Source organism: Chlorobium sp. (assembly GCF_021740465.1).
Lineage (GTDB): Bacteria > Bacteroidota > Chlorobiia > Chlorobiales > Chlorobiaceae > Chlorobium.
Genome location: NZ_JAIOZR010000001.1, coordinates 87,817 through 109,576, shown reverse-complemented (window position 1 = coordinate 109,576; position 21,760 = coordinate 87,817). Strand labels below are relative to the sequence as shown.

Sequence of the window (21,760 nt, the reverse complement as noted above, 5' to 3'; positions counted from 1 at the left end):
CGGTGCTGTATGCCCGGAGATTTTTCGAAATGTCTTTTTCTGGATTCCAGTATTTATCCAACATCAATAAAATCAAATAGACAAACAATGAATCTTTTCAGGAAAATAGTATTAGGTGCCGCGGTTCTCGGTTTCATGGCCGGAGGAACTGCTGAGGCTGCAAACAAGATCGTGATGGACGGTTCCACTACGGTCGGCCCGATTGCAAAATCGTTCGCGGCATATTTCACCAAAACCACAGGTGTTCAGGTAACGGTCAGCGAGTCCGGCTCGGGCAATGGCGCGAAAAGCCTTATCAACGGAACCTGCGATATTGCCAATATGTCGCGCGAAATGAAGGACAAGGAAGTTGCCGCCGCAAAGAGCAAAGGGGTAAAGCCGGTCGAGCATATCGTTGCAATGGATGGTCTTGCTATTGTAGTTCATCCGAGCAACCGGGTCAATGCGCTATCCAAAGCCCAGATTCGCGGCATCTATAACGGCAAGTATACCAACTGGAGCCAGGTCGGCGGTCCGAATGCCGCTATCGTGAAGATACAGCGCGAATCGAACAGCGGTACGCAGGATTCTTTCAAGGAACTGGTTATGGGCAAGGATAACCCGATTTCAAAAAAGGCTGAAACCCAGGCCAGCAATGGAGCCGTGAAGAACCGTGTCGCTTCGACCCCTGCCGCTATCGGTTTTATTGGTCTCGGGTTTGTGGATAATGCCGTGAAGGCAGTGATGGTTGATGGTGTCGAGCCTGACGAAAGAACCGTAAAGAATGGTACATACCCGATTACCCGTCCACTTTTCATGTACACAAACGGCCAGGCGACCGGTGTTGTCAAGCAGTTCATCGATCTGAAAAATACGCCTGAAGGAAAGCGCATGATCAGTGAACTTGGTTATGTGAACCGCTGAGGACAATCTGTTTTTCTTTATGTTGTTCTCCTTTCCTGTTCTTTGAAAAAGCCGCCTTTTCCAGGCGGCTTTTTTGTTTGTGTTCCTTTTCGTAATTCCTCCGGCTTTTCATACCTTTATCGACAGGACGATCAACAACATAATCAACGGATATCAAGATGAAAACGATGAAGCATGTTCTGCTGCTGGTGGCCTTTTTCGCCGTGGTGCTCTCCTCTCCGCTGTCTGCGGCGGGCAAGAGTATCGTTTTGGACGGTTCCACGACGGTCGGTCCTCTTGCGAAATCCTTTGCCGCATACTTTACGAAGAAGTACGGCGTCAGGGTTACCGTAAGCGAATCGGGGAGCGGCAACGGCGCGAAAAGCCTCATCAACAAGAGCTGCGATATCGCCACTATGTCGAGGGCGATGAAAGCCCAGGAGCTTGCTGCGGCAAGGAAAAAAGGCGTCAATCCTCTTGGACACACGGTGGCGCTCGACGGCATCGCCATGGTCGTTCATCCCGGCAATCCGGTCAGGAACCTGACGAAAGCGCAGATCGCGGATATCTACAAGGGGCGTATTACCAACTGGAACCAGGTCGGCGGTCCGAACGCCCGCATCGTAGTGATCCAGCGGGAATCGAACAGCGGCACCCAGGAGGCGTTCAAGGAGCTGGTAATGGGCAAGACCGCGCAGATTTCCAAAACCGCAGAGACGCAGTCGAGCAACGGAGCAATCAAGAACAGGGTGTCTTCGACCCGCTCGGCCATCGGTTTTGTGGGTCTCGGTTTTGTTGACCGCTCGGTCAAGCCGGTTGCGGTCAACGGCGTGCTTCCTTCTCCGCTCACGGTCAGGAACAGTACCTATCCGGTTTCCCGTCCGCTCTATATGTACACGAACGGCCAGCCTGCAGGTTCGCTGAAAAAGTTCATCGATTTGCCGAAAACACCCGATGGAAAGCGGATGATCGGTGAGCTTGGCTTTGTTGTCAAGTAAAAGTCGACTGTCGATTTTATTGTATGTTGGTTAAGCCGGTCCATAGTTATGGTTCCGGCTTTTTTTATGGTGTACCCTGGATGATTTGTTGCACAGTTGTAACATAATCCGGTTTTTTTCTTCATTGAAAGGGTATAGATTAGGGCGGTCATAACGATGGGCAGGAGCAATGATGCTCAGGGTAAATCCGGTAATAAATTGCCACCATGATGAGTGAAGATAATTTAAAAGAGAGCGGGCGTTCGGGAGCCTTCATAGTCAGCGCTCAAAAAAGGAAGATGCAGAAGCTTGCCAAAACGGGAGGCGAGTCGATTCTTCTCCTGATAGCTTCCTTTGTAGCAATTGTTGTGCTCTTTATTTTCTATTTCGTTGCTGTTGACGCAGTGCCCTATTTTCAGCTTCGGGGATTCAGGGAGTTTTTTACCAGCAGTAACTGGTATCCTGCCGATGAGCCGGGCGAGTTCGGCGCCCTGGCCATAATCTACGGCAGCGGCATGGTCACGCTCGGTTCAACGCTGCTTTCGGTGCCAATGGGTATTGCGGCGGCCATATGCCTCAGCGATATTCTTCCATTTTCAGTCAGGCAGTACGCCAAACCGGTTATCGAGATGCTTGCCGCCATTCCTTCGGTGGCATTCGGTTTTTTTGCGCTTGTGATTTTTGCTCCACTGCTCCAGACTCATGGAGGGCCCATTCTCATGTGGGCATGGTGGATACTTGCCGCTCCGTTTCTTTTGCTTGCCGTCATAATCCTGTCGGATCTCCTTACCGCAAAAATCGAAAACCAGAACCGTCGTCAACAGATATCCCTTGTGCTTCTTGCCGTTTTCGGAGTCGGAGCGCTTGCTTTTCTTTACTGGGTGGGGTCGGTATTGCAGGGAATGGAAATAATCACCGGCACCAATGCCCTCAATGTTTCGATCATTCTGAGCTTCATGGCCCTTCCCACCATCGTGAGCGTTTCGGAAGACGCGCTGCAGGCGGTGGGACGGGACCTGCGGGAGGGGAGCTATGCGCTTGGCGCGACACGTGCCGAAACCATCGTTAAAACCGTACTTCCGGCAGCCAGCAGCGGCATTCTTGCGGCGGTCATTCTTGGAGTCATGCGGGCTCTCGGCGAAACCATGGTGGTCTGGATGGCTTCCGGAAACTCTTCGCATATTCCCGAGCCCTGGTTCAACTACCTCGAAGCGGTCAGGACGCTTACGGCAACCATCGCAGGCGATATGGGCGAAGCCGACCAGGTTACCGGTTCGGCCCGTTATCATGTGCTTTTTGCTATGGGCCTTCTTCTTCTCGTCATCAGTTTTATCTGCAATCTGGTAAGCGAGCGGATCGTTGTGCGTCAGAGAAAGATTTTGTCGGGGCAGTGATGATCGTGATATATGCGTGTGTCGTTTTTTGTAATCAGAATCTGCAGTCATGAATCTCGGAACAAGAAAAATACTTGACCGTTCATTTACCGCTGTCGGTTTCGGCTCGATTGCGGTTATGGGTATCGCGCTTCTCATCGTTCTGGTGCCGATAATAACCAACGGCATCGGGTCGGTATTCTTTACCGGAACCATCGAGCATCGGAACATGCTTTTCAATGAGTTCGGGCGTGGAAACAGGGAGGAGCTTGCAAAGGAAAATGCAGCATCGGAGGTATATCGCAAGCAGATCTACGGCATGCTTTCTGCATTCGAGGCTGAACTCGAAACCATGGATTCCGAAAAAAAGCAGGATTATCTTTCGAAATATGGCCCGGTAAAAACAGCTCTTCAGACCTTGATAGGGCCTTTGCCCGGTGAGGCTGAAGCGATTCTTACCCGCTATAAGTACGGACAGACCCGCTGGGGCAAGGCGGAGGAAAAGCTGCATGAGTTTCTTTATGAGACCAGGTGGGACAACTCCAACCCTGATGCCATGGCGAAGGAGTACTTTGTCAGCCAGGCAACGGAGTTTGAAGGTACCTCACTCGTAAAACTCTTTCCTTTTGTCGAGGAGCATCTTGAAGATGTGCTTCGTCCAAGATTTACGGTTTACTGGGGATTTCTGACGGACAGCTCGGTCGATTCCCATATTTTCGGAGGTATCTGGCCGGAAATTCAGGGAACGTTTTTTCTCGCTGTCGGCGCCATGCTTTTTGCTTTTCCTCTTGGAGTTATTGCGGCCATCTACTTTACCGAATATGCAAGAGAGGGTTTTTTCAACAGTATATTGCGTAGTGCCAACAGCACGCTTGCGGGAGTTCCGAGCATCGTCTTCGGTCTGTTCGGTCTGGCTTTTTTTATCAATACCCTGAAGGTTTCTGAATCGAAAAGTGTTTTGGCCGGTTCACTGACGCTTGCCATCATGATTCTTCCGACCATTATCCGTGCAGCTGAAGAGGCCATTCTTTCCGTTCCGAAAACATACAAGGAGGCCTCTCTGAGCCTTGGTTCGACAAAGTGGAATACCATCATGACCGTGATTTTGCCTGCGGCGCTGCCGGGCATCATTACCGGCGGTGTTATCAGTCTTGGCAGGGCGGCAGGCGAGACTGCCCCTATTATTTTTACGGCAGCGGTCAGTGTCGGTTCGGCGATCGGTCTTGCCGATGTGTTTTCATCACCGACTCCGGCTCTCTCCTGGAATATCTACAATCTTGCCAGCGAACATGAGGCTGCCGCTGAAATCCGGCATGTCCAGTACGGTATGGTGCTTGCATTGGTCAGTATCGTACTCATGCTGAACCTGTCGGCAATTCTTCTGAGAGCACGTATTTCCAAAAAATTAAAAGGCTGAGGAACAATGCACATGACAGCAGATGCACGTGAGGTATCGCAGACCGCGTCTGGAGCGGCAGCAACGCGTGATATTTACCTGCCTTCTGAAAGAAAGAAAATATCAGGAGGCGGAACTCCTCACGTTGTAGCAAAGGATTTCTCTATTTATTACGGCGAATTCGAGGCGGTCAAAAAGGTCAATGCCGATATCCTTTCGAAATACGTAACGGCGATAATTGGACCGAGCGGCTGTGGAAAAAGCACCTATCTTCGTGCGATAAACCGGATGAACGATCTGATTCCGAGCTGCCATACAACCGGGGCCCTTCTTTTTGACGGGGAGGACATTTATGGTAAATTTACCGACGAGGTGCTGCTTCGTAAAAAGATCGGGATGGTGTTTCAGAAACCGAATCCGTTCCCGAAATCCATTTTCGACAATATTGCCTACGGGCCGCGACTGCATGGCATCAACGACCGCAAACAGCTTGCTGAAATCGTCGAGAGGAGCCTGAGAAAAGCCGCCTTGTGGGATGAGGTGAGTGACAGGCTCGACAAGAACGCTCTCGGTCTCAGCGGCGGACAGCAGCAGCGGTTGTGTGTTGCAAGAACGCTCGCGGTTGAACCGGAAATACTCCTGCTCGATGAACCGACCTCCGCGCTCGATCCAAAGGCGACAGCAAAGATCGAGGATCTCATCCAGGAGCTGCGGGGCAGTTACACCATCATGATCGTCACCCACAATATGCAGCAGGCATCGAGGGTATCGGATTACACCATGTTTTTTTATGAAGGGGTTCTGGTTGAATATGCTCCTACGGCCCAGCTGTTCACCAATCCGAAAGACAGGATGACCGAAGATTATATAACCGGAAGATTCAGCTAACGAAACCACTTTACCGTCATGTCAGACAGACCGGTTCATGAACTTATCAAAGAGCTCTCCGAGTCGCTTGTTCAGCTTTCAAACAAGGTGCTGCAGAATTTCTACAACGCCCTTACCGCAGTAAAGAATCAGGATGAGCAGCAGGCAAGGGAGATCCGGCTTATTGACGACGAGATCGATCTGAACGAAGTTCGTCTTGAAGAGCGCTGTCTTGCCTTTCTCGCCCTCCAGCAGCCTGTAGCTCGGGATCTGCGTACCATTGTGACCATCATGAAAATCAATGACGATCTTGAACGTATCGGTGATCTGGCGGTTCATATCATCGAACGTATGCCGGAAATCAACTCGGAGATGCTCGACAAATTCGATTTCGAGACGATGGGCCATCATGCCGGAGAGATGACCGCAAAAGCAATCGAGGCATTCGTCAACAAGGATCGAATTCTTGCCGACCGGGTTGAGGCCATGGATGAAGAGATCGACGCCATGCATAGTGCGGTGTTCAAGAAGGTCGCCCGGCAGATGAAAGACAGTGATGCCGATATCGACCAGCTTATCGCGGCGCTCAGCATTTCCCGTTATATCGAACGAATGGCCGACCATGCCACGAGAATAGCCGGTGAGGTTATCTATCTGGTTACAGGTGAAATTGCCAGGCATACGGAAAGCGGTACGTATGAGAAGCTTATTCAGTCGCTCAAGGATTGAACCGGAGGATACGGAGATCTCCGAAAGGTGCGATTTGTTTTTTTTCCTTGAATTAACCCTTGCGGGAAACTAAATTGAAAGCACTTTTTCTCCATCCGGTTTTTTAACGCAAGCATGGTAGTGTAATCATATGGCAAATCTTTTAGGCAAGTTTTTCGGAGAGACACCGAAATCTGTCGAGACTCCGAAAGCGTTTACTATCCAGATCGATCCGGCCAAGTTCAATCTTTCGACCAAACCTGACGGCCCGGTTCATATTCAGCTTGAGTCGCTCAAGCAGAAGCTTACCAAGCTTTCCTCGAATGTCGAAAACAACCTGATGCTCAGCATCCGCGCGTCAACCAAAAAAAATGTTGAACTTGCTGCATCGGCCTTCAAATTCGATGAGGAGTATATTCAGAAAGGAAAGTTCGAAGTAGAGTATCTTACCCTTGCCTATGCATCGTTCCAGAATCTCAATGACGAGCAGATTGCGATAGTCAATAACGCCCGCATGATCCTGAAGGAGCTTGAAAGACTCGCGCAGTTTGCGCTAAATATTGCCGAAAAGGCTGCACATGTGCAGTTTGCCAACGTTCAGGAGCTGCACAAGGACGAATACGGCCTCAAACCGATGGGCGACATTACCGCTGAAATGATCAAGAAAGCCGTCGAGGCTTTTGTAAGCGGTAACTCGAAACATGCCAGCGAAACACTCGACATGATGAAGGAAATACAGGATCTGTACGATAAGGCGCTGGTCAAGATCAAGTCTTCGGTTAATGATCAGAATATCACAAACCTGACCGGTATACTCTCGATTCTCAACCATGTCAAGGCCTCCGCCGATATTTCCTGCTCCATATCGCGCCACTTCTGCTGACGGAGCCCGATGCTTTTCGAACCGATGTTATTGCAAAGAGAAGGCGGAGCTTGGGTTCCGCCTTCTGCGTTTCAGGGATTATGCGAAGAGGGAAGCGGTACAGTTCCCCTTTTTTACGATCAGGATATACGATGAAACAGAAAAAACTCGCGATAGTCATTCTTGTCATTGCTGCACTATCGGGCCTTTTCTGGTGGCAGCAGCACCGTTCCGAACCTTTGCGGCAGGATTCGGCCTATTCGCTTGATGTTCCGGTAACGGTTGTTCCGGTACGGCTGGCTGTTGTCCGTGATTCGCTCGCACTTACCGGTACGGCGGAAGCCTTCAGGGATGTCGAGGTTTTTTCGGAAACCGGCGGTCTGGTCAGAAAAGCCATGGCGGAAATCGGCGACAGGAAAGCCTCGGGAGAGGTGCTGTTCGTTGTCGATGACGAATTGCAGCATTCGGCTTTGAAAAAAGCGAATGCCGCGTTCGAAAAAGCCGATCTCGACCATACCCGTTATCTTAATCTGTTTCGTGAAGGCGCTGTATCGCCTTCCGGTCTTGAGGTCATCCGGCTGAAACGAGAAGAGGCGGAAGCCGATCTGATAGAGGCTCGCAGGAAATACCGGGATACACGTATCAAGGCACCGGTATCGGGAACCGTTACCATGAAGATCCTCGATGAAGGCGAGATGGTTCAGCCTGGCATGAAGGTAGCCAATCTGGTCGATCTGTCGCAGGTTCGCATCAGGTTTTTTCTTTCCGAAAGAGAGGTACGGGGCATTGCTCCAGGGTACCCCCTCGAGATACGGGGTAGCGACGGTGCAGGCCCCCCGGTACTGCAGGGCAGGGTTACTTCGGTAAGTGGCAAGGCTGGCCGTGACAAAACCTACGAGGCCGAAGCCGTACTTCCGAACTTTGAGACCTCGCCTTTGAGGGCTGGAATGTTTGTCAGGGTCATCCTTGCCGCAAAGGAGAGTCGTGAGGCTCTGGTTGTTCCCAGGACAGCGCTTGCCGGAAGTATTATGAAGCCTGAAGTGTATGTGGTGCGAAACGGCGTCGCCCGTCTTCGAAAGGTAACTGCAGGCAGCGAGTTCCAGGAGCAGCTTGAAATTCTCGGGGGTCTGGCCGCGGGCGAACAGGTGGTGACGAGCGGGCAGAATGAACTTCACGACGGTACGAAAGTAACCATCATCCCGCAGAAAAACATGGACAGCGCACGATGACCCTGACCGAACTTGCCATAAAGCGGCCGAGCCTCGTTGTCGTTATTTTTTCCGTACTCGGTATTCTGGGTTTTTTCAGCTACAGGCAGCTGCAGTATGAACTGCTCCCGAAAATGACGCCGCCGGTCGTTTCCATTTCTGTGCAGTATCCCGGCGCTTCTCCCGGTGAAGTGGAAACATCGGTAACCAAGCCGGTTGAAGAGGCGGTTTCGGCACTTGAAAAAATCGTGACGGTTTCGTCGGTATCTTCAGAAGGGCTTTCTGCCGTTACCGTGGAATTTTCCAACGATGCCGATATCGACAAGGCACTTCAGGATGCCCAGCGCAAAGTCAATGAAATTCGTGAACAGCTGCCCGACGACGCCAGGGAGCCGGTGATCAGCAAATTCGCACTTGATGAGGTGGCAGTCCTGCGCATAGGCGCAACATCCTCGCTTCCCGACACGCGTTTCTACCAGCTGCTCAAGGATGACATCAAACCGCAGCTTTCGAGTATTTCGGGTGTAGGCCAGGTCTACCTGACCGGCGGCCGGGAACGCGAAATCAGGGTGAACCTCGATATTGGCCGTCTTCAGGCATACAATCTTACGGTAACGGATGTGCTCGATGCAATCGACCGGGCGAACCTCGATTTTCCCACGGGAAAAATCGATGCTTCCGACCGGCAGTTCACGCTGCGTCTTGCCGGAAAATTCAACGGTCTCGGCGAGATGGAAAACCTTGTCATCCGTTCTTCCGAGCCGGGCAGCGATATCCGTCTGAAAGATGTGGCCGAAGTCAGCGATGCGTTCAGGGAGATCACCACCATGACGCGGGTAAACGGCAGAGGCGCCGTCGGCATCATGATCATGAAGCAGAGCGACGCCAATACGGTCGATGTCAGCAGGCAGGTTCGCCAGAAGCTGAAAGAGCTCGAAACGCTTTATGGCAACAGGAATCTCCGGTTCAATATCGCCCAGGACGCCTCGACCTTTACTGTCGAAGCCGTTACCGCCGTGCAGCATGATCTTGTGATCGCCATACTGCTTGTCGCTCTGGTCATGCTGCTCTTTTTGCACAGCGTGAGGAATTCCCTGATCGTCATGCTCTCGATTCCGACCTCCCTGGTAACCACCTTCATCGGGATGTATGTGTTCGATTTTTCCCTGAACCTGATGACGCTGCTCTCCCTCTCTTTGGTTGTGGGTATTCTGGTCGATGACTCGATCGTTGTACTCGAAAACATCTACCGGCACCTTGAAGAGGGCGAAGCCCCCCGGAATGCGGCGCTCCGTGGCAGGAATGAAATCGGATTTACCGCGCTCTCGATCACCCTTGTCGATGTAGTGGTCTTTCTTCCGCTCTCGCTGGTCAGCGGCATCGTCGGGAACATTCTCCGCGAATTCGCCATTGTCATGGTGCTCTCCACCATGGTCAGCCTTTTCGTCTCCTTTACCGTTACACCGCTTCTCGCCTCGAGGTTTTCACGGGTTGAACGGCTTCAGCCCGTCAATGCACTTTCCCGCTTCGCAATCGGCTTCGAACATAACTTTCAGCGTCTTCGGGAGTGGTACGTAACCTCGCTCCGCTGGAGTCTCAGGAACGGATGGAAAGTCATTGCCGGTTCGACGGTGCTGCTCCTGCTTTCGTTCAGTCTGCTGGTGTTCGGGTTCATCGGCGGGGAGTTCATCGAGGTTTCCGATCGGGGAGAGTTTTCCGTGATAATGGAATATGAGGCGGGTACCCGACTCGACGAAACCGACCGCATGACCAGGGAGATCGAACGCAGGATATCCAGCATGCCCGAAGTCGAAAAAATATTGGCCAATGTCGGAGCCTCGAGCGAAGGCTTTTTCAACCAGAGTGCCGATAATGTTTCCGAACTCAATATCACCCTTGTTCCCAAGCAGGAGCGAAGCCGTTCAACCGACGACTTCATGCAGGATATCCGCATAAGCCTTCGGGATATTCCCGGTCTGAAGGCAAGCATCAACCCCATCGGCATATTCGGAACGGCAAACGAGACGCCGGTTATTGTCGTTTTAAGCGGACCCTTCCGCAATGAGGTCATCCTTGCCGCCGAAGCGCTTCGCGACAGCCTCCGCAATACACCGGGGAGCGCGGATGTCAAGCTTACCGCTTCGGCCGGAAGTCCCGAAATACGGGCGAAGATAGACCGGGAAAAAATGGCCTCGTTCGGCCTTACCATTGCGGAGGTCGGCGCCGCGCTTCGTACCGCCTATGCGGGAGACGATGCGGGAACCTACCGGGAGGGTGACAATGAGTACGACATCCGGGTCATGCTTGACGAATATTTCCGGCGGGATACCCGCACCGTCGAACAGATAACTTTCCGTACCCCGAGCGGGGAACAGGTACGTCTCGGCCAGTTCGTCACTTTCGAGCAGGATCGCGGCTATACCAGGCTCCAGCGGAAGGACCGAAACAATGCTGTCTGGGTAAAAGCCCAGGTTATCGGCCGCCCGGTGGGCAGTATTGGTCAGGATATCGAACGCATCATCGCGGGCATGAAGAAAAACGGCGTCATGCCCGCGACGGTCTCCCATGCATACGAGTCCGACCTGAAGCGCCAGGGGGAGTCATTCTCCACCCTTCTCGTCGCGTTTCTCGTAGCCATTGTTTTCGTCTATCTCATCATGGTCGCCCTTTACGACTCCTATATCTGGCCGATGGTTGTGATGTTCTCCATTCCGCTTGCCGTGATCGGCGCGCTTTTCGCGCTTGTGGCCTTCGGCAAGTCGCTCAGCATTTTTACCATTCTCGGTATTATCATGCTGGTCGGTCTTGTCGGCAAGAACGCCATTCTGCTGGTGGATTTCATTACAAAGTTCCGCAGTGAAGGCATGGAGCTGCATGCGGCCATCATTGAAGCCGGTCGGGAACGTCTGCGTCCCATTCTGATGACCACCTTTACCCTGATATTCGGCCTCATGCCCATCGCGCTTTCGGGAAGCTCGGGCTCCGAGTGGAAATCAGGGCTTGCCGTTGCCTTGATCGGTGGTCTCGGAAGCTCCATGTTTCTCACTCTTCTGGTCATACCCGTTGTGTATGTCGGTTTCGACCGGCTTCGGAGCAGGTTTGATAGGTTCATGAACCGATGGCGTCCTTCGCCGGAATCCTGAAAAAAAGCCTCCAGGCACGGATGCTCTTTATCTGATGTTTTTTATTAACCGCCGTTATATGATTCCTTTACGACTGAACTGTTATCTTGCAGTATAGGATTACGTTTTCACTATCGTTGCGAAGTATGAAATTATTTGCGGAACAGGGCAGCGTAATGCTTTTCAGCCGGCTTGCCCTTGCGTTTTCATGGATCTACCAGGGGGCGGTCCCCAAGCTTGTGTGCAGAAGCGACGGAGAGACCGATCTTCTCGGCCATGTTATTCCTGTATACCAGTGGGCATGCATGGCGGTGAGCTGGATGGGCGCAGGAGAGATCGTTTTCGGCTTCCTGCTGCTTGCGACCCGGCGGATATGGATATTCCATCTCAACATCGCCGTACTTTTTTCGTTGTTGATCTTTGTGCTGCTCTTCGAGCCGCAGCTTTTTACCGAGCCGTTCAATCCTCTGACGCTCAATGTCTCGCTCATCGCGCTTTCGCTTGTTGCGATCGCTGAGTTGAAAAAAATGAAAAACTGACGAAAATCCGATCTTCATGGACCACCTCCACCAATCCGACAGCCCGTTAGAAAGGGTCGTAAAGCGTTTTTTTACCGTCTCGGTAGCCGTTATAGCCGTTGCGGCTTTTCTCGGCGCAGCAGGGGCCTTCACCGGAAACCCCTTTCTTTACCGCATCCACCCGTACATCTTTTTCATCGGCTTCGGCAATCTCGCCATTCTGCTCTTCAACCGCTACCTGACAGCCACCATCTATCCCGAGCTGGTCGTCGATCCGGCGAAACAGATGCGTTATATCATTTCCGTGCTGCTGGCGCTTGTTGCCATTACCGTCGCCGTTTTCATGGAATGGCCCCTGCTGAAAGCCGCAACAGGGCTTTTCCTCATGATCCTCGTTTCCGGCCCGCTTCGCGAGATATTCACGACGCTTTCCGTCGGAAAAATCTGGAAAGAGGTTTCCGTGCGCTACTACATTTTCGATGTGCTTTTTCTGCTCAATGCCAATCTCGGGCTCTTTACCCTCGGCCTGAAAGAGGCCTTTCCCGAAAGCGGCCTCATTCCGTTTTTCGTCACCCAGTCATCCTATTTTCTCGGCTCCTCGTTTCCCCTTAGCATCAGCGTCATGGGATTTCTCTATACCTATGCATGGAGAGACTCATCGAAAAGAGAGCTGATCAAAACCCTTTTCAGCCTCTGGTTTTATATTTTCGTCGGGGGCGTCCTGATTTTTCTCATCGTTATTCTCATCGGCCATTATTTCGGCATGATGCTGGTCAGCCACATTCTTCTTTTCGGTGTCATGGCATTGCTCGGGGGGTTCGCCCTCTATCTCTACAACTTTTTCAAAGCAAGCTTTCACCATCCGGCGCTTGCTTTTCTTCTGAGCGGTCTGGCCCTGCTTTTCGCAACCAGTGCATTCGGCATCATGAACATTTATTACATCAAGGGGATTCCTTTCGGTTATCATCCTCCTATCCGCATCGATAAAATGTGGATCTATCACTCGCATACCCATGCGGCCCTGCTCGGATGGATCACTTTTTCCTTTATCGGCATGATCTACATCGTCATTCCCTCGATCCTCAGAACCGGTTCGCTTGAGAAGCTCAGAAGCGAACAGGCTTTGTCGGCGTTGCTCGACACCATAACCATGAAAAAGGCATTCAGGCAGCTTTCGCTCATGCTACTCTCGTCGACCGGGGTGCTGCTCGGGTTTTTTCTCGACAACGATATACTGCTCGGAAGTGCGGGAGTGGTTTTCGGGTGCTGTGTGGCTTACCTGCTGAAAAATCTCAAAACGGAGTTTTACCGTGAAACCCTTACAACACTTGAGACACATGCAAAGTAATACCCGTCGTCATATCCGTCCGCTTCTTCTTTTCTGCACTCTTGTGCCGCTTTCGTCCGTTCCGGCTTCGGCATTCAATGCCGCCGATTTCCATGCGCTGAAAGCTGGAGTGAAATCATGGAACAGTTACAGGACAGGGCTTTCGGGACGTGTTGCCGATCTTTCCGGAGCCCGCCTCAAAGGCATGAACCTGAGGGGTGCGGACTTGAGCAAGGCCGATCTTTCCGGCGCCGATCTCGCCAGTGCCGATCTCAGCAAGGCCAGGCTCGATCATGCCCGACTCGACTCGGCCGTGCTGCATTCGGCAATGCTGGTCGGGGCTTCACTGGACGGAGCGAGGCTTCCTAATGCCGATCTTGAAGACGCCGTGCTTGAGGTAGCGTCGCTCAAAGGCGCCTTTATGCAGACCGCGGTACTCAAAAAAGCAGACTGCTCCGGTGCCGATTTCAGTGGCGCCGATCTTCAGGAGACGAATTTTCGTGAAGCGAGGCTTGCCGGCGCACTGCTCACCGGTGCGGATCTCCGCGCGGCTTACCTCTGGAGGGCCGACATGAGCAGGTCGGACATCAGCGGTATCAGGGTTTCGTCCTCCACGGTGCTGGCTTCCGGCAGCTATGCCTCTCAGGCATGGGCATCGGAGCATCGCGCGGAGTTTATCGACGATGCGCCCAAACCCGCTCCGGTTGTTGCCGGAGGGGCTGATGCCCGCCAGGCTTTTCCTGCCGGATCAGGAAAGGACAAAAATCCTGAGTCCGGGAAAACAGGATCGAAAGGGAACCTGTGGCGCATGTCCGGTTCCGGCGCCACTGTCCTCTATGATCAGGTGCTCTACAAAAAACTGAAATCCGGGGTATTCGCCTGGAACGATATGCGCAAGCGTGACCGGTCGATGGAGGTAAATCTCCGTGAAGCGAAGTTCGATCAGAAAAACCTCAGTTACGCCGATCTTGCCCATGCGAAGCTGCAGGGCGCAAGTTTCAGGAAAACCGATCTTTTCGATGCCGATCTTCGGAACGCCGATCTCTCGGGGTGCGATATGCGTGAAGCGAATCTTGAAAAGGCCGATCTGGGCGGAGCCGATCTTTCCGGTGTGAACCTCTGGCGGGCAAATCTCAGCCGGGCGCGTCTTAACGGCGTGAAGGTTTCCGGTTCTACCATCCTCGATACCGGCAAAAAGGCCAATCGGGAGTGGTGCGGACGGCATGATGCCGTATTTATTCATGAGTAAGCCTGATGGCTTAAGAGCTGTTTTTATGGAGGTATTATGATGTTTTCCCATAACCGGCCAGTGGTGTCGGTCGCTGTACCTATGTACAATAACTCCCGTTTTATCGGCGATACCATCCGATCGATTCTCGGGCAGTCTTTCACCGATTTCGAACTTTTGATTTATGACGATCATTCAACCGACGATTCACTGGAAATTGCCGCATCGTTTTTCGATTCCCGTATAAAGATTTTTCGGAGCCAGGTAAATCTCGGGCCCGAGAAAAACTGGAACCGCTCGATCAGCGACGTCAGGGGCCGTTATGTCAAGCTGGTATGCGGCGACGATATCCTTTTTCCCGAATGCCTTGAAAAGCAGGTCGCTGTACTTGAAAATCCTGTGCATGCAGGGGTCAGCCTTGTCAGCTGCCAGCGAACGATCATCGATCCCGAAGGCAAACCGCTCATAAAAAAAGTCAACTTCATGTCCGGTGGCCGCATCGATCCGGTCGATGTGATCAGAAAGATGATCCGTATGGGCACCAACATCATCGGAGAGCCGGTCTGTGGCCTCTATCCGGCTGAACTTATCAGGAAAATAAGCGGCTACAGCGCCGTTGTACCCTATACCATCGATCTTGATTTCTGGATGCAGCTGCTCAAGCACGGCGATCTTTACATGATCGATGAACCACTCTGCGCCTTCCGGATATCGAACCTTTCCTGGTCGTCGAGAATAGGGGAGCTGCGCCACAGCCAGTTTCTCGAGTTCATGGAACAGGCAGCTTCCGACAAAAGCCATGAAGTAACGGATCTGGATATGTTTATCGGCCGTATCAACTGTGCCGTCCAGTCCATGACCAGTCTCATGGGCTTCAAGCTCTTCGCCAACCACGAGTGACACAGAGGAGAACACAATCATGAGGCTCAGGGGTAAAACGGCGCTCATCACGGGAGCGGCAGGGGGCATCGGGAGCGCTGTTGCGCTCTGTTTTGCCGAAGAGGGCGCCACTCTTGTGCTGAGCGATATCGATCTCGACGGTTGCCAAACCGTATGCCGCGAGATCAGGGAGCATGACGGCAAGGCATGGGCTGCCGGAGCGGATGTGATCAGTGAAGAAGAGATTGTCGACCTGTTTGCGGCGATACGCAAAACGGAAGGCCGGCTCGATATTCTTGTAAACATCGCCGGGGGCGATCTCGATCCCTTTTCCGGGGCCGACTCGATCAGCAGCGAGGCGATAGACCGGAACCTTTCGCTCAATCTCAGGTCGTGCATGCTCTCCTGCCGGGAGGCCGTCAAAATCATGCAGCCCCGAAAGTACGGACGGATCGTCAACATGAGTTCTCTGGTTTACCGGGGTGCCGAGCAGCAGTTTTCCTATGCTGCGGCCAAGGGTGGCATTGCCTCATTTACCCGTTCCCTTGCCCTGTCGCTCGGCCAGAGCAATATCACCGTCAATGCCCTTGCTCCGGCTCTTGTCGATGTTCCCGTATTCCGGAAAGCTCTCGGTTCCGAACGCTGGGAAGCCTTGTCCAGGGAGTGCGCTTCCCGTTATCCTCTCAAACGGGTTGCCCGCCCTATAGATGTTGCAAAAGCAGCGCTGTTTCTCGCTTCGGACGACGCATCCTTCATAACCGGTCAGATTCTCGAGATTTCCGGGGGCGCGAGACTTTAGGCGTGGTTATGATTACTGCCCTGTTTTGCCGATATTGACAACAGGCGGTACCCTTTACCCCGACTGTTTGTTTTTACCAAACCCTAAAAGGAGACAGAGGCATGTCAATAGAATCCGCAAGGCAATTTCTTGTACAGCTGACCGAAGAGGAGGATTTTCGCGACAATCTGGTGCGGCAGCTTGCCGAAAAGCGTCGCGAGCTGGTCAGCGCTGCCGGTTATGATTTTACCGAAGAAGAACTCGAAGCGGCAAAATCGGTTCTGCCTCCCGGGGCTCTCGGCCATGTTGCCGGATGGTTCTGTGATGTTGAAAATGACCGGACGCCCCTGCGCGGCAGACGTTGCGGCGGGGGTCTCTGGCATTGAACGGTGGCTTTCAGCGTTCCGGTTCCCTTTTTCCCTGTTAACCCCTATTAACGCCTCAATACCATTGTCATGAAGCCGATCTGCATCAACAACTACTGTTTCGACCGCGTTCACATCTGGGTTCAGTACGACTGGCTGGTTCCGCAGTTCGTCGAACTGGTTATTGAAGTGTTCTACCCGAAAAACAGGGACGCCAACGGGCTTGTTATGTTCAGCCACGGCTTTCTGATCGGCAACGATCTTCTTTTCTATCCGAAGAAGGTTGCCGGAGCGCTTCTGAACGATAACCCGCTTTTCGGCATCAATCCCTCTTCGTATTACAACTACAGCGAGGCTATCGTTGAAAGGAACTGGGCCATGGGGTTCGTTACCGCCGCACACATGCAGTCGGCTCTCATACCGTGGGTCGATCTGGGAGGGAACCCGAGAGTGGGGCAGGAGGCATACGCCGCTGCTTCCTATCTCATCAAATACGGGGCTACGGACGAGTTCTATAAAATAGACGAGCACAACAGTACCCGCAGTATTCATGACCGTGAGATTCTCAACAGGACCCGCTTCATGAAGGGTAACAATGTCATTTTTGCCGGCCATTCCGTCGGCGGAGCGCATGCCCAGGCCGCTGCGACAGGTTTCGAGAATCTGCGGAAACTCGGCGGAAAAAACTTCCGTCCTTTCAATCCGGTGATTTATGACCGCGAGTTCCTTCCCGCATATTCCGAACGGATGGAAAAGTGGAAACCGGAAGACAGGGCCAACCCTGTCGGCCTCTTGCAGCTCTCACCGGTGGATATGAAGATCCCGCTCATTGCACCCGGCATGGAACCGTACCGCAAAATCCTCTCCCGAACCGGGATGCCGGAACTGATGGTGGTTGGCCAGTGCGACTGCGCCACTCTGGAGAGCTCCAATCCACCCTCCTGGTCGCCTACCGCAGGCACCGCAACCCAGTTCACCCAGCTCTTTTCTCCCGAAAGCTGGTCATCGGTCGCCCGTATCGAAAAAGGCGCCCACTGCGGCTATCTCACCGAAAAGAGCGAGCTGTGCAAGCAGGCCGACAACCCCTCGAAGTGCACGCTCTGCCCCGGTGTGGAAACCTATGAGCCCAACGGAGCCGAAACCGCGTTTACCATCGAAATGTTCAAGCGATTCATAAGGATGTATCCCGATGCAGGCGCTTTTCCGGGCAAGTTTGAGGAATGGAAACAGAGTGATTTCATCCAGTGGCTTAACAGGGAAAGCCCCGATGGTATCGTCAGGCTGGTTCCGTTCGCCGACGGGCAGTATGTCGATTTCGCCCGGTAACGAAATGATTCTCCGCGGTTTCCCGCAGCACTTTCAGCTGCAGGATGCCGCGGCATCGATTTCGCTTCTCTTGCCTCCGGCAGGTTTCCTCTTGCGGAATTCTCAACAGCTCAAAAAGGTTTGTAAGGTTATCGGATTGCAAATCAATCCGTTGGCAGCTCTTTCCGGTTTCCGGTTGGAGTTGGAATTGAAAATATTTGTACTTTCCAGTCGTCAAAAAACCTCTGCAGGGTGAAGAGAGGCGACGATCAAGGATTTGAAAAGGTTTTATCAGCATGATGCTAACTACCGGCCCCGAAACAGCAAAGCTTTCGCATGCTGTTCCAAGGGAAATACCATTCAACTATACTTCTGCTGACGACAGGCAGGCTATTGCCTCGCTGCTTGGTCGCGATATTGTAAGAACGCTCGACGAGCTTCGCGAACACAGGGTTACCGGTCGTTCGGCTCGCCTGCTCATGAGCAGTATCGGTGAAATTCTCATTCACCGGCGCAATCCCTACCTGTTCCAGGAACTGGTGGATTCGCCGCAGCGCCGCCAGCGCCTCTTCGAACGTGCTGCAAAGGATCTCGATATCATCGCAAACTCCGCAAACGGCGAAACTCGCGTGATTACCGTGGTTGCTGCCGTACGTGAACAGCTTGACCGCTTCCGCACGGCAGTGGAGAACACTCCCGAACTGCGCCGCAGGCTCAAGCGGGAGCTCGGTGCTGTGGTTGGGGTGAAAAACGTGCTGTTCGATCCCTTCTCCCTTGCTGCCCATGCGACCGACGCTACCGACTGGCGACTGCATCTTCCCGTTGCCGTCGTGACTCCCTCAGAGGAACAGCAGGTGGCTCCGCTCATTACGGCCATCGCCAATCTCGGGCTCAAGATCATTCCCCGCGGTGCGGGTACCGGGCTCACCGGCGGCGCGGTTCCGCTCCGTTCGCGCTGTGTCATCATAAATATGGAGAAGCTGAATCGGAGCCGGGGCATATCCATGCGCGATTTCCGTCTGGACGACGGCTCCGTGCGTCAGGCTCCGGTCATAGAGCTCGAGGCAGGCGTCGTTACCGAAAAGGCCATGCACGAAGCCGAAGAACAAGGGCTGGTTTTCGCGACCGATCCGACCAGCGAATGGTCGTGTACGGTGGGTGGCAACATCGCCGAGAATGCCGGCGGCAAGATGGCCGTGCGCTGGGGTACCTGCATCGACAACCTTCTCGAATGGCGCATGGCAATGCCTTCGGGAGAGCGCTGGACAATCAGGCGGACCGATCACCAACTGCGTAAAATCCTGCATGAGGACACGCTCTCTTTCGAAGTGCTCGATGAAAGCGGAAAAAGGCTTGAGAGGATTGAGCTTCGCGGAACCGATATCCGGAAAAAAGGGCTCTGGAAGGACATTACCAACAAGGCTCTCGGCGGAGTTCCGGGATTGCAGAAGGAGGGAACCGACGGGGTGATCACCTCCGCAGTGTTTGTGCTCTACAGGCAGTATCCCGAAAAGAGGACGCTCTGCCTGGAGTTTTTCGGCCAGGATATGGACGAAGCCAGCAGGGTGATTGTGGAGCTGTCGAAGATTTTCCCTCTGCCGTTCAACGACGAAGAGGCGCTGCTCGCGCTTGAACACTTCGACGACGAATACGTGAGGGCTATCGATTACAAGGTGAAGGCTCCGCGTCCCCAGACTCCTAAGGCCGTGCTCCTGATTGACATTGCCGCCCGCACTCCCTCTGAAGTACAGCGGGGCATTGACCGGGTAGGGGCCCTGCTCGAACACCACCCGAACACCCTCATGTTCCTGGCCCGCGACAATGCCGAGTCGGTGCGCTTCTGGGCCGACCGCAAGAAGCTCAGCGCCATCGCCCGACGTACCAACGCTTTCAAACTGAACGAGGATATCGTCATTCCTCTTGAGGCGCTTGCCGAATTCGCGCGCTTCATCGACCATCTCAATACCGCCGAAGAGCGCTACTCGCAGCTCCGTTTCATCGAGCGGGCCTCGGAGATCCTGCAAACCGCCAGAGTGAACGAAGACGGCGGGCAGTTCGCCTCCAAAGTGCCCACTGGTCTGGAGCTCTGCGGCGAGTTCCGCAGGAGGGTGCTTGATGCGTCGGACGAATCGCTGCGTTCCCTGGCGATTCTGCATGAACTTTCCGGGGAGCTTTCCGAGCTTCTGCAGGGTTACCCGAAAATCCAGGGCGCGGTGGAGCAGGCCAACCACTATATCCGGAACAGCAGGATTGCCATCGCCACCCACATGCATGCCGGCGACGGCAACGTGCATGTGAATATACCCGTGCTCTCCAACGACCGGGTGATGCTCGATAGGGCCGACAAGGTGGTCGATCAGGTGATGGAAAAGGTTGTCTTTCTCGGTGGCGTAGTTTCGGGCGAGCACGGCATCGGTGTCACCAAGCTGAAATATCTGGATGCCGCCATTGTTGACGAACTTGTTCGATACCGCCGGAAAATCGATCCCAGGGGGCTCATGAATCCGGGAAAGCTCGAGGATATGGAGGTGCTCGGCCATATCTTCACGCCATCCTTCAATCTGCTCGAGCTGGAAGCGCATATTCTCAAACGTGCCAAGATCGAGGAGCTTTCCAAAAAAGTCGATTACTGCATCCGGTGTGGAAAGTGCAAAACTGACTGCTGCGTCTACTACCCGGCCCGGGGCATGTTCTACCATCCCCGCAACAAGAATCTTGCTATCGGCTCGCTAATCGAGGCACTGCTCTTCGATGCCCAGCGGGAGCGTTCCACCGATTTCGAACTGCTCCAGTGGCTCGACGAGGTTGCCGATCATTGTACTATCTGCCATAAATGCCTGAAACCCTGTCCGGTCGATATCGATACCGGAGAAGTTTCCGTACTCGAGCGCGAACTGCTTGCCGGAAGGGGGTTCAAGCACTCCTCGCCGGTAACCGAGATGACCCTGCACTATCTCGACAGTCGCTCGACGCTTTTCAACAGCGTTTTTCGCAATACGGTGCTTCGTTTCGGCGGAGCGGTACAGCGGGCCGGCAGCCGCATTACCGCACCGCTGCAGCCCGAAGACGATCCTCCGGCACTCTATCCGCTCAGGATGTTGCGCTCATCGGTGCCGCCGGTGCCACGGAAAACCCTTCGTGACGTTCTTCCCGAGTGCGGACAGGACCAGGTGCTGGTTTTCGAACCTTCGGGCGTAATCAACAGCACGGTTTTTTATTTTCCGGGATGCGGTTCGGAACGCCTCAACTCGACCATCGCCATGGCCGCGCTTCATCTGCTGATTGAAACCGGCACACGGGTAATTCTCCCGCCACCTTTTCTCTGCTGCGGTTTTCCGGCGCATGTCAATGCCAAGAGCGATCAGTATTCGAGCATCGTTCTGCGTAATACCGTGCTTTTCAGCCAGATTCGCGAAATGTTCTCCTATCTGGATTTCGACGCCTGCGTGGTGACCTGCGGCACCTGCCTTGAAGGACTCGACGCCATTGAAACAGGAAAGCTTTTCGGGGGAAGGATCATCGATACCGCTGCCTACGCTCTCGAGAAAGGGTTCAGGCTGCAGGAACCGGGTGGCAGGTATCTCTATCACGCTCCCTGTCACGATTCGCTGGGAGGCAAGGCGCTCGATACCATCGGAAAGCTCGGAGGGTTCGAATCTGTGAAGGCTGTCGCTCACTGCTGTTCCGAGGCAGGAACTCTCGCGCTTTCAAGGCCGGACATTACCGATGCCATGCTTCACCGCAAGCGCGACGCTATTCGGGAAGCCATGAACGGATCGGGGGAGAACGTGATGCTGACCAACTGTCCATCGTGTGTACAGGGACTCGGCAGAAATCTCGATCTCGGCATCGTGCCGAAACATCTTGTGGTGGTGCTTGCCGAAAAGCACTCCGGCCCGGAGTGGCTTGAAAAACTGTACGTCCAGGTAAACCGGGCGTCGGCAGTCAGCTTCTGATTTCCTGAA

18 protein-coding genes are annotated in these 21,760 nt (G+C 53.5%); all 18 read left to right on the top strand.

Annotation, left to right across the window (positions count from 1 at the left end):
• The first annotated feature begins 87 nt into the window (after nt 1-87).
• A complete protein-coding gene (locus K9G39_RS00525) occupies nt 88-903 on the top strand; it encodes a PstS family phosphate ABC transporter substrate-binding protein (RefSeq protein ID WP_292002964.1) in 816 nt (271 codons plus the stop codon).
• 167 nt (nt 904-1,070) lie between these two features.
• The gene (locus K9G39_RS00520; protein ID WP_292003065.1) at nt 1,071-1,880 is read left to right on the top strand and encodes a phosphate ABC transporter substrate-binding protein; all 810 of its coding nucleotides are present in this window, start codon (nt 1,071-1,073) and stop codon (nt 1,878-1,880) included.
• 209 nt (nt 1,881-2,089) lie between these two features.
• A complete protein-coding gene (locus K9G39_RS00515; RefSeq protein WP_292003064.1) occupies nt 2,090-3,253 on the top strand; it encodes a PstC family ABC transporter permease in 1,164 nt (387 codons plus the stop codon).
• A gap of 49 nt (nt 3,254-3,302) precedes the next feature.
• Nucleotides 3,303-4,649, top strand: coding sequence for a phosphate ABC transporter permease PstA (gene pstA / locus K9G39_RS00510; RefSeq protein ID WP_292002963.1), 1,347 nt, complete (start codon nt 3,303-3,305; stop codon nt 4,647-4,649).
• Between the two features lie 6 nt (nt 4,650-4,655).
• Entirely contained in the window at nt 4,656-5,516 is an 861-nt protein-coding gene (gene pstB / locus K9G39_RS00505) for a phosphate ABC transporter ATP-binding protein PstB (protein WP_292002962.1), read from the top strand.
• 18 nt (nt 5,517-5,534) lie between these two features.
• Complete coding sequence (phoU, locus tag K9G39_RS00500; protein ID WP_292002961.1) at nt 5,535-6,224, top strand: phosphate signaling complex protein PhoU; 690 nt, start codon at nt 5,535-5,537, stop codon at nt 6,222-6,224.
• 130 nt (nt 6,225-6,354) lie between these two features.
• Nucleotides 6,355-7,086 carry a PhoU domain-containing protein gene (locus K9G39_RS00495; protein WP_292002960.1) on the top strand — a complete coding sequence of 244 codons (732 nt, stop codon included), beginning with the start codon at nt 6,355-6,357 and terminating at the stop codon, nt 7,084-7,086.
• Between the two features lie 131 nt (nt 7,087-7,217).
• On the top strand, nt 7,218-8,294 hold the full coding sequence (locus K9G39_RS00490; protein WP_292002959.1) for an efflux RND transporter periplasmic adaptor subunit: 1,077 nt from the start codon (nt 7,218-7,220) through the stop codon (nt 8,292-8,294).
• On the top strand, nt 8,291-11,416 hold the full coding sequence (locus K9G39_RS00485; RefSeq protein ID WP_292002958.1) for an efflux RND transporter permease subunit: 3,126 nt from the start codon (nt 8,291-8,293) through the stop codon (nt 11,414-11,416). The genes K9G39_RS00490 and K9G39_RS00485 overlap by 4 nt, the downstream gene beginning before the upstream one ends.
• 125 nt (nt 11,417-11,541) lie before the next feature.
• Nucleotides 11,542-11,934, top strand: a complete 393-nt coding sequence (locus K9G39_RS00480; protein ID WP_292002957.1) for a DoxX-like family protein — start codon at nt 11,542-11,544, stop codon at nt 11,932-11,934.
• Nucleotides 11,935-11,950: 16 nt separating this feature from the next.
• Complete coding sequence (locus tag K9G39_RS00475) at nt 11,951-13,261, top strand: hypothetical protein (RefSeq protein WP_292002956.1); 1,311 nt, start codon at nt 11,951-11,953, stop codon at nt 13,259-13,261.
• Entirely contained in the window at nt 13,251-14,489 is a 1,239-nt protein-coding gene (locus K9G39_RS00470) for a pentapeptide repeat-containing protein (RefSeq protein WP_292002955.1), read from the top strand. The genes K9G39_RS00475 and K9G39_RS00470 overlap by 11 nt, the downstream gene beginning before the upstream one ends.
• Nucleotides 14,490-14,528: 39 nt before the next feature.
• Nucleotides 14,529-15,368, top strand: coding sequence for a glycosyltransferase family A protein (locus K9G39_RS00465; RefSeq protein WP_292003063.1), 840 nt, complete (start codon nt 14,529-14,531; stop codon nt 15,366-15,368).
• Between the two features lie 19 nt (nt 15,369-15,387).
• A complete protein-coding gene (locus K9G39_RS00460) occupies nt 15,388-16,146 on the top strand; it encodes an SDR family NAD(P)-dependent oxidoreductase (RefSeq protein ID WP_292002954.1) in 759 nt (252 codons plus the stop codon).
• A 101-nt stretch (nt 16,147-16,247) separates the two neighbouring features.
• Nucleotides 16,248-16,511, top strand: coding sequence for a Nif11-like leader peptide family natural product precursor (locus K9G39_RS00455; RefSeq protein ID WP_292002953.1), 264 nt, complete (start codon nt 16,248-16,250; stop codon nt 16,509-16,511).
• Nucleotides 16,512-16,580: 69 nt separating this feature from the next.
• Nucleotides 16,581-17,816, top strand: coding sequence for a hypothetical protein (locus K9G39_RS00450; RefSeq protein ID WP_292002952.1), 1,236 nt, complete (start codon nt 16,581-16,583; stop codon nt 17,814-17,816).
• The gene (locus K9G39_RS00445; RefSeq protein ID WP_292002951.1) at nt 17,797-18,051 is read left to right on the top strand and encodes a hypothetical protein; all 255 of its coding nucleotides are present in this window, start codon (nt 17,797-17,799) and stop codon (nt 18,049-18,051) included. Before K9G39_RS00450 ends, K9G39_RS00445 begins: the two co-directional genes overlap by 20 nt.
• A gap of 40 nt (nt 18,052-18,091) precedes the next feature.
• Nucleotides 18,092-21,751 (top strand): DUF3683 domain-containing protein, encoded by a 3,660-nt coding sequence (locus K9G39_RS00440; protein WP_292002950.1) that lies wholly within the window; start codon nt 18,092-18,094, stop codon nt 21,749-21,751.
• The last annotated feature ends 9 nt before the right edge of the window (nt 21,752-21,760 follow it).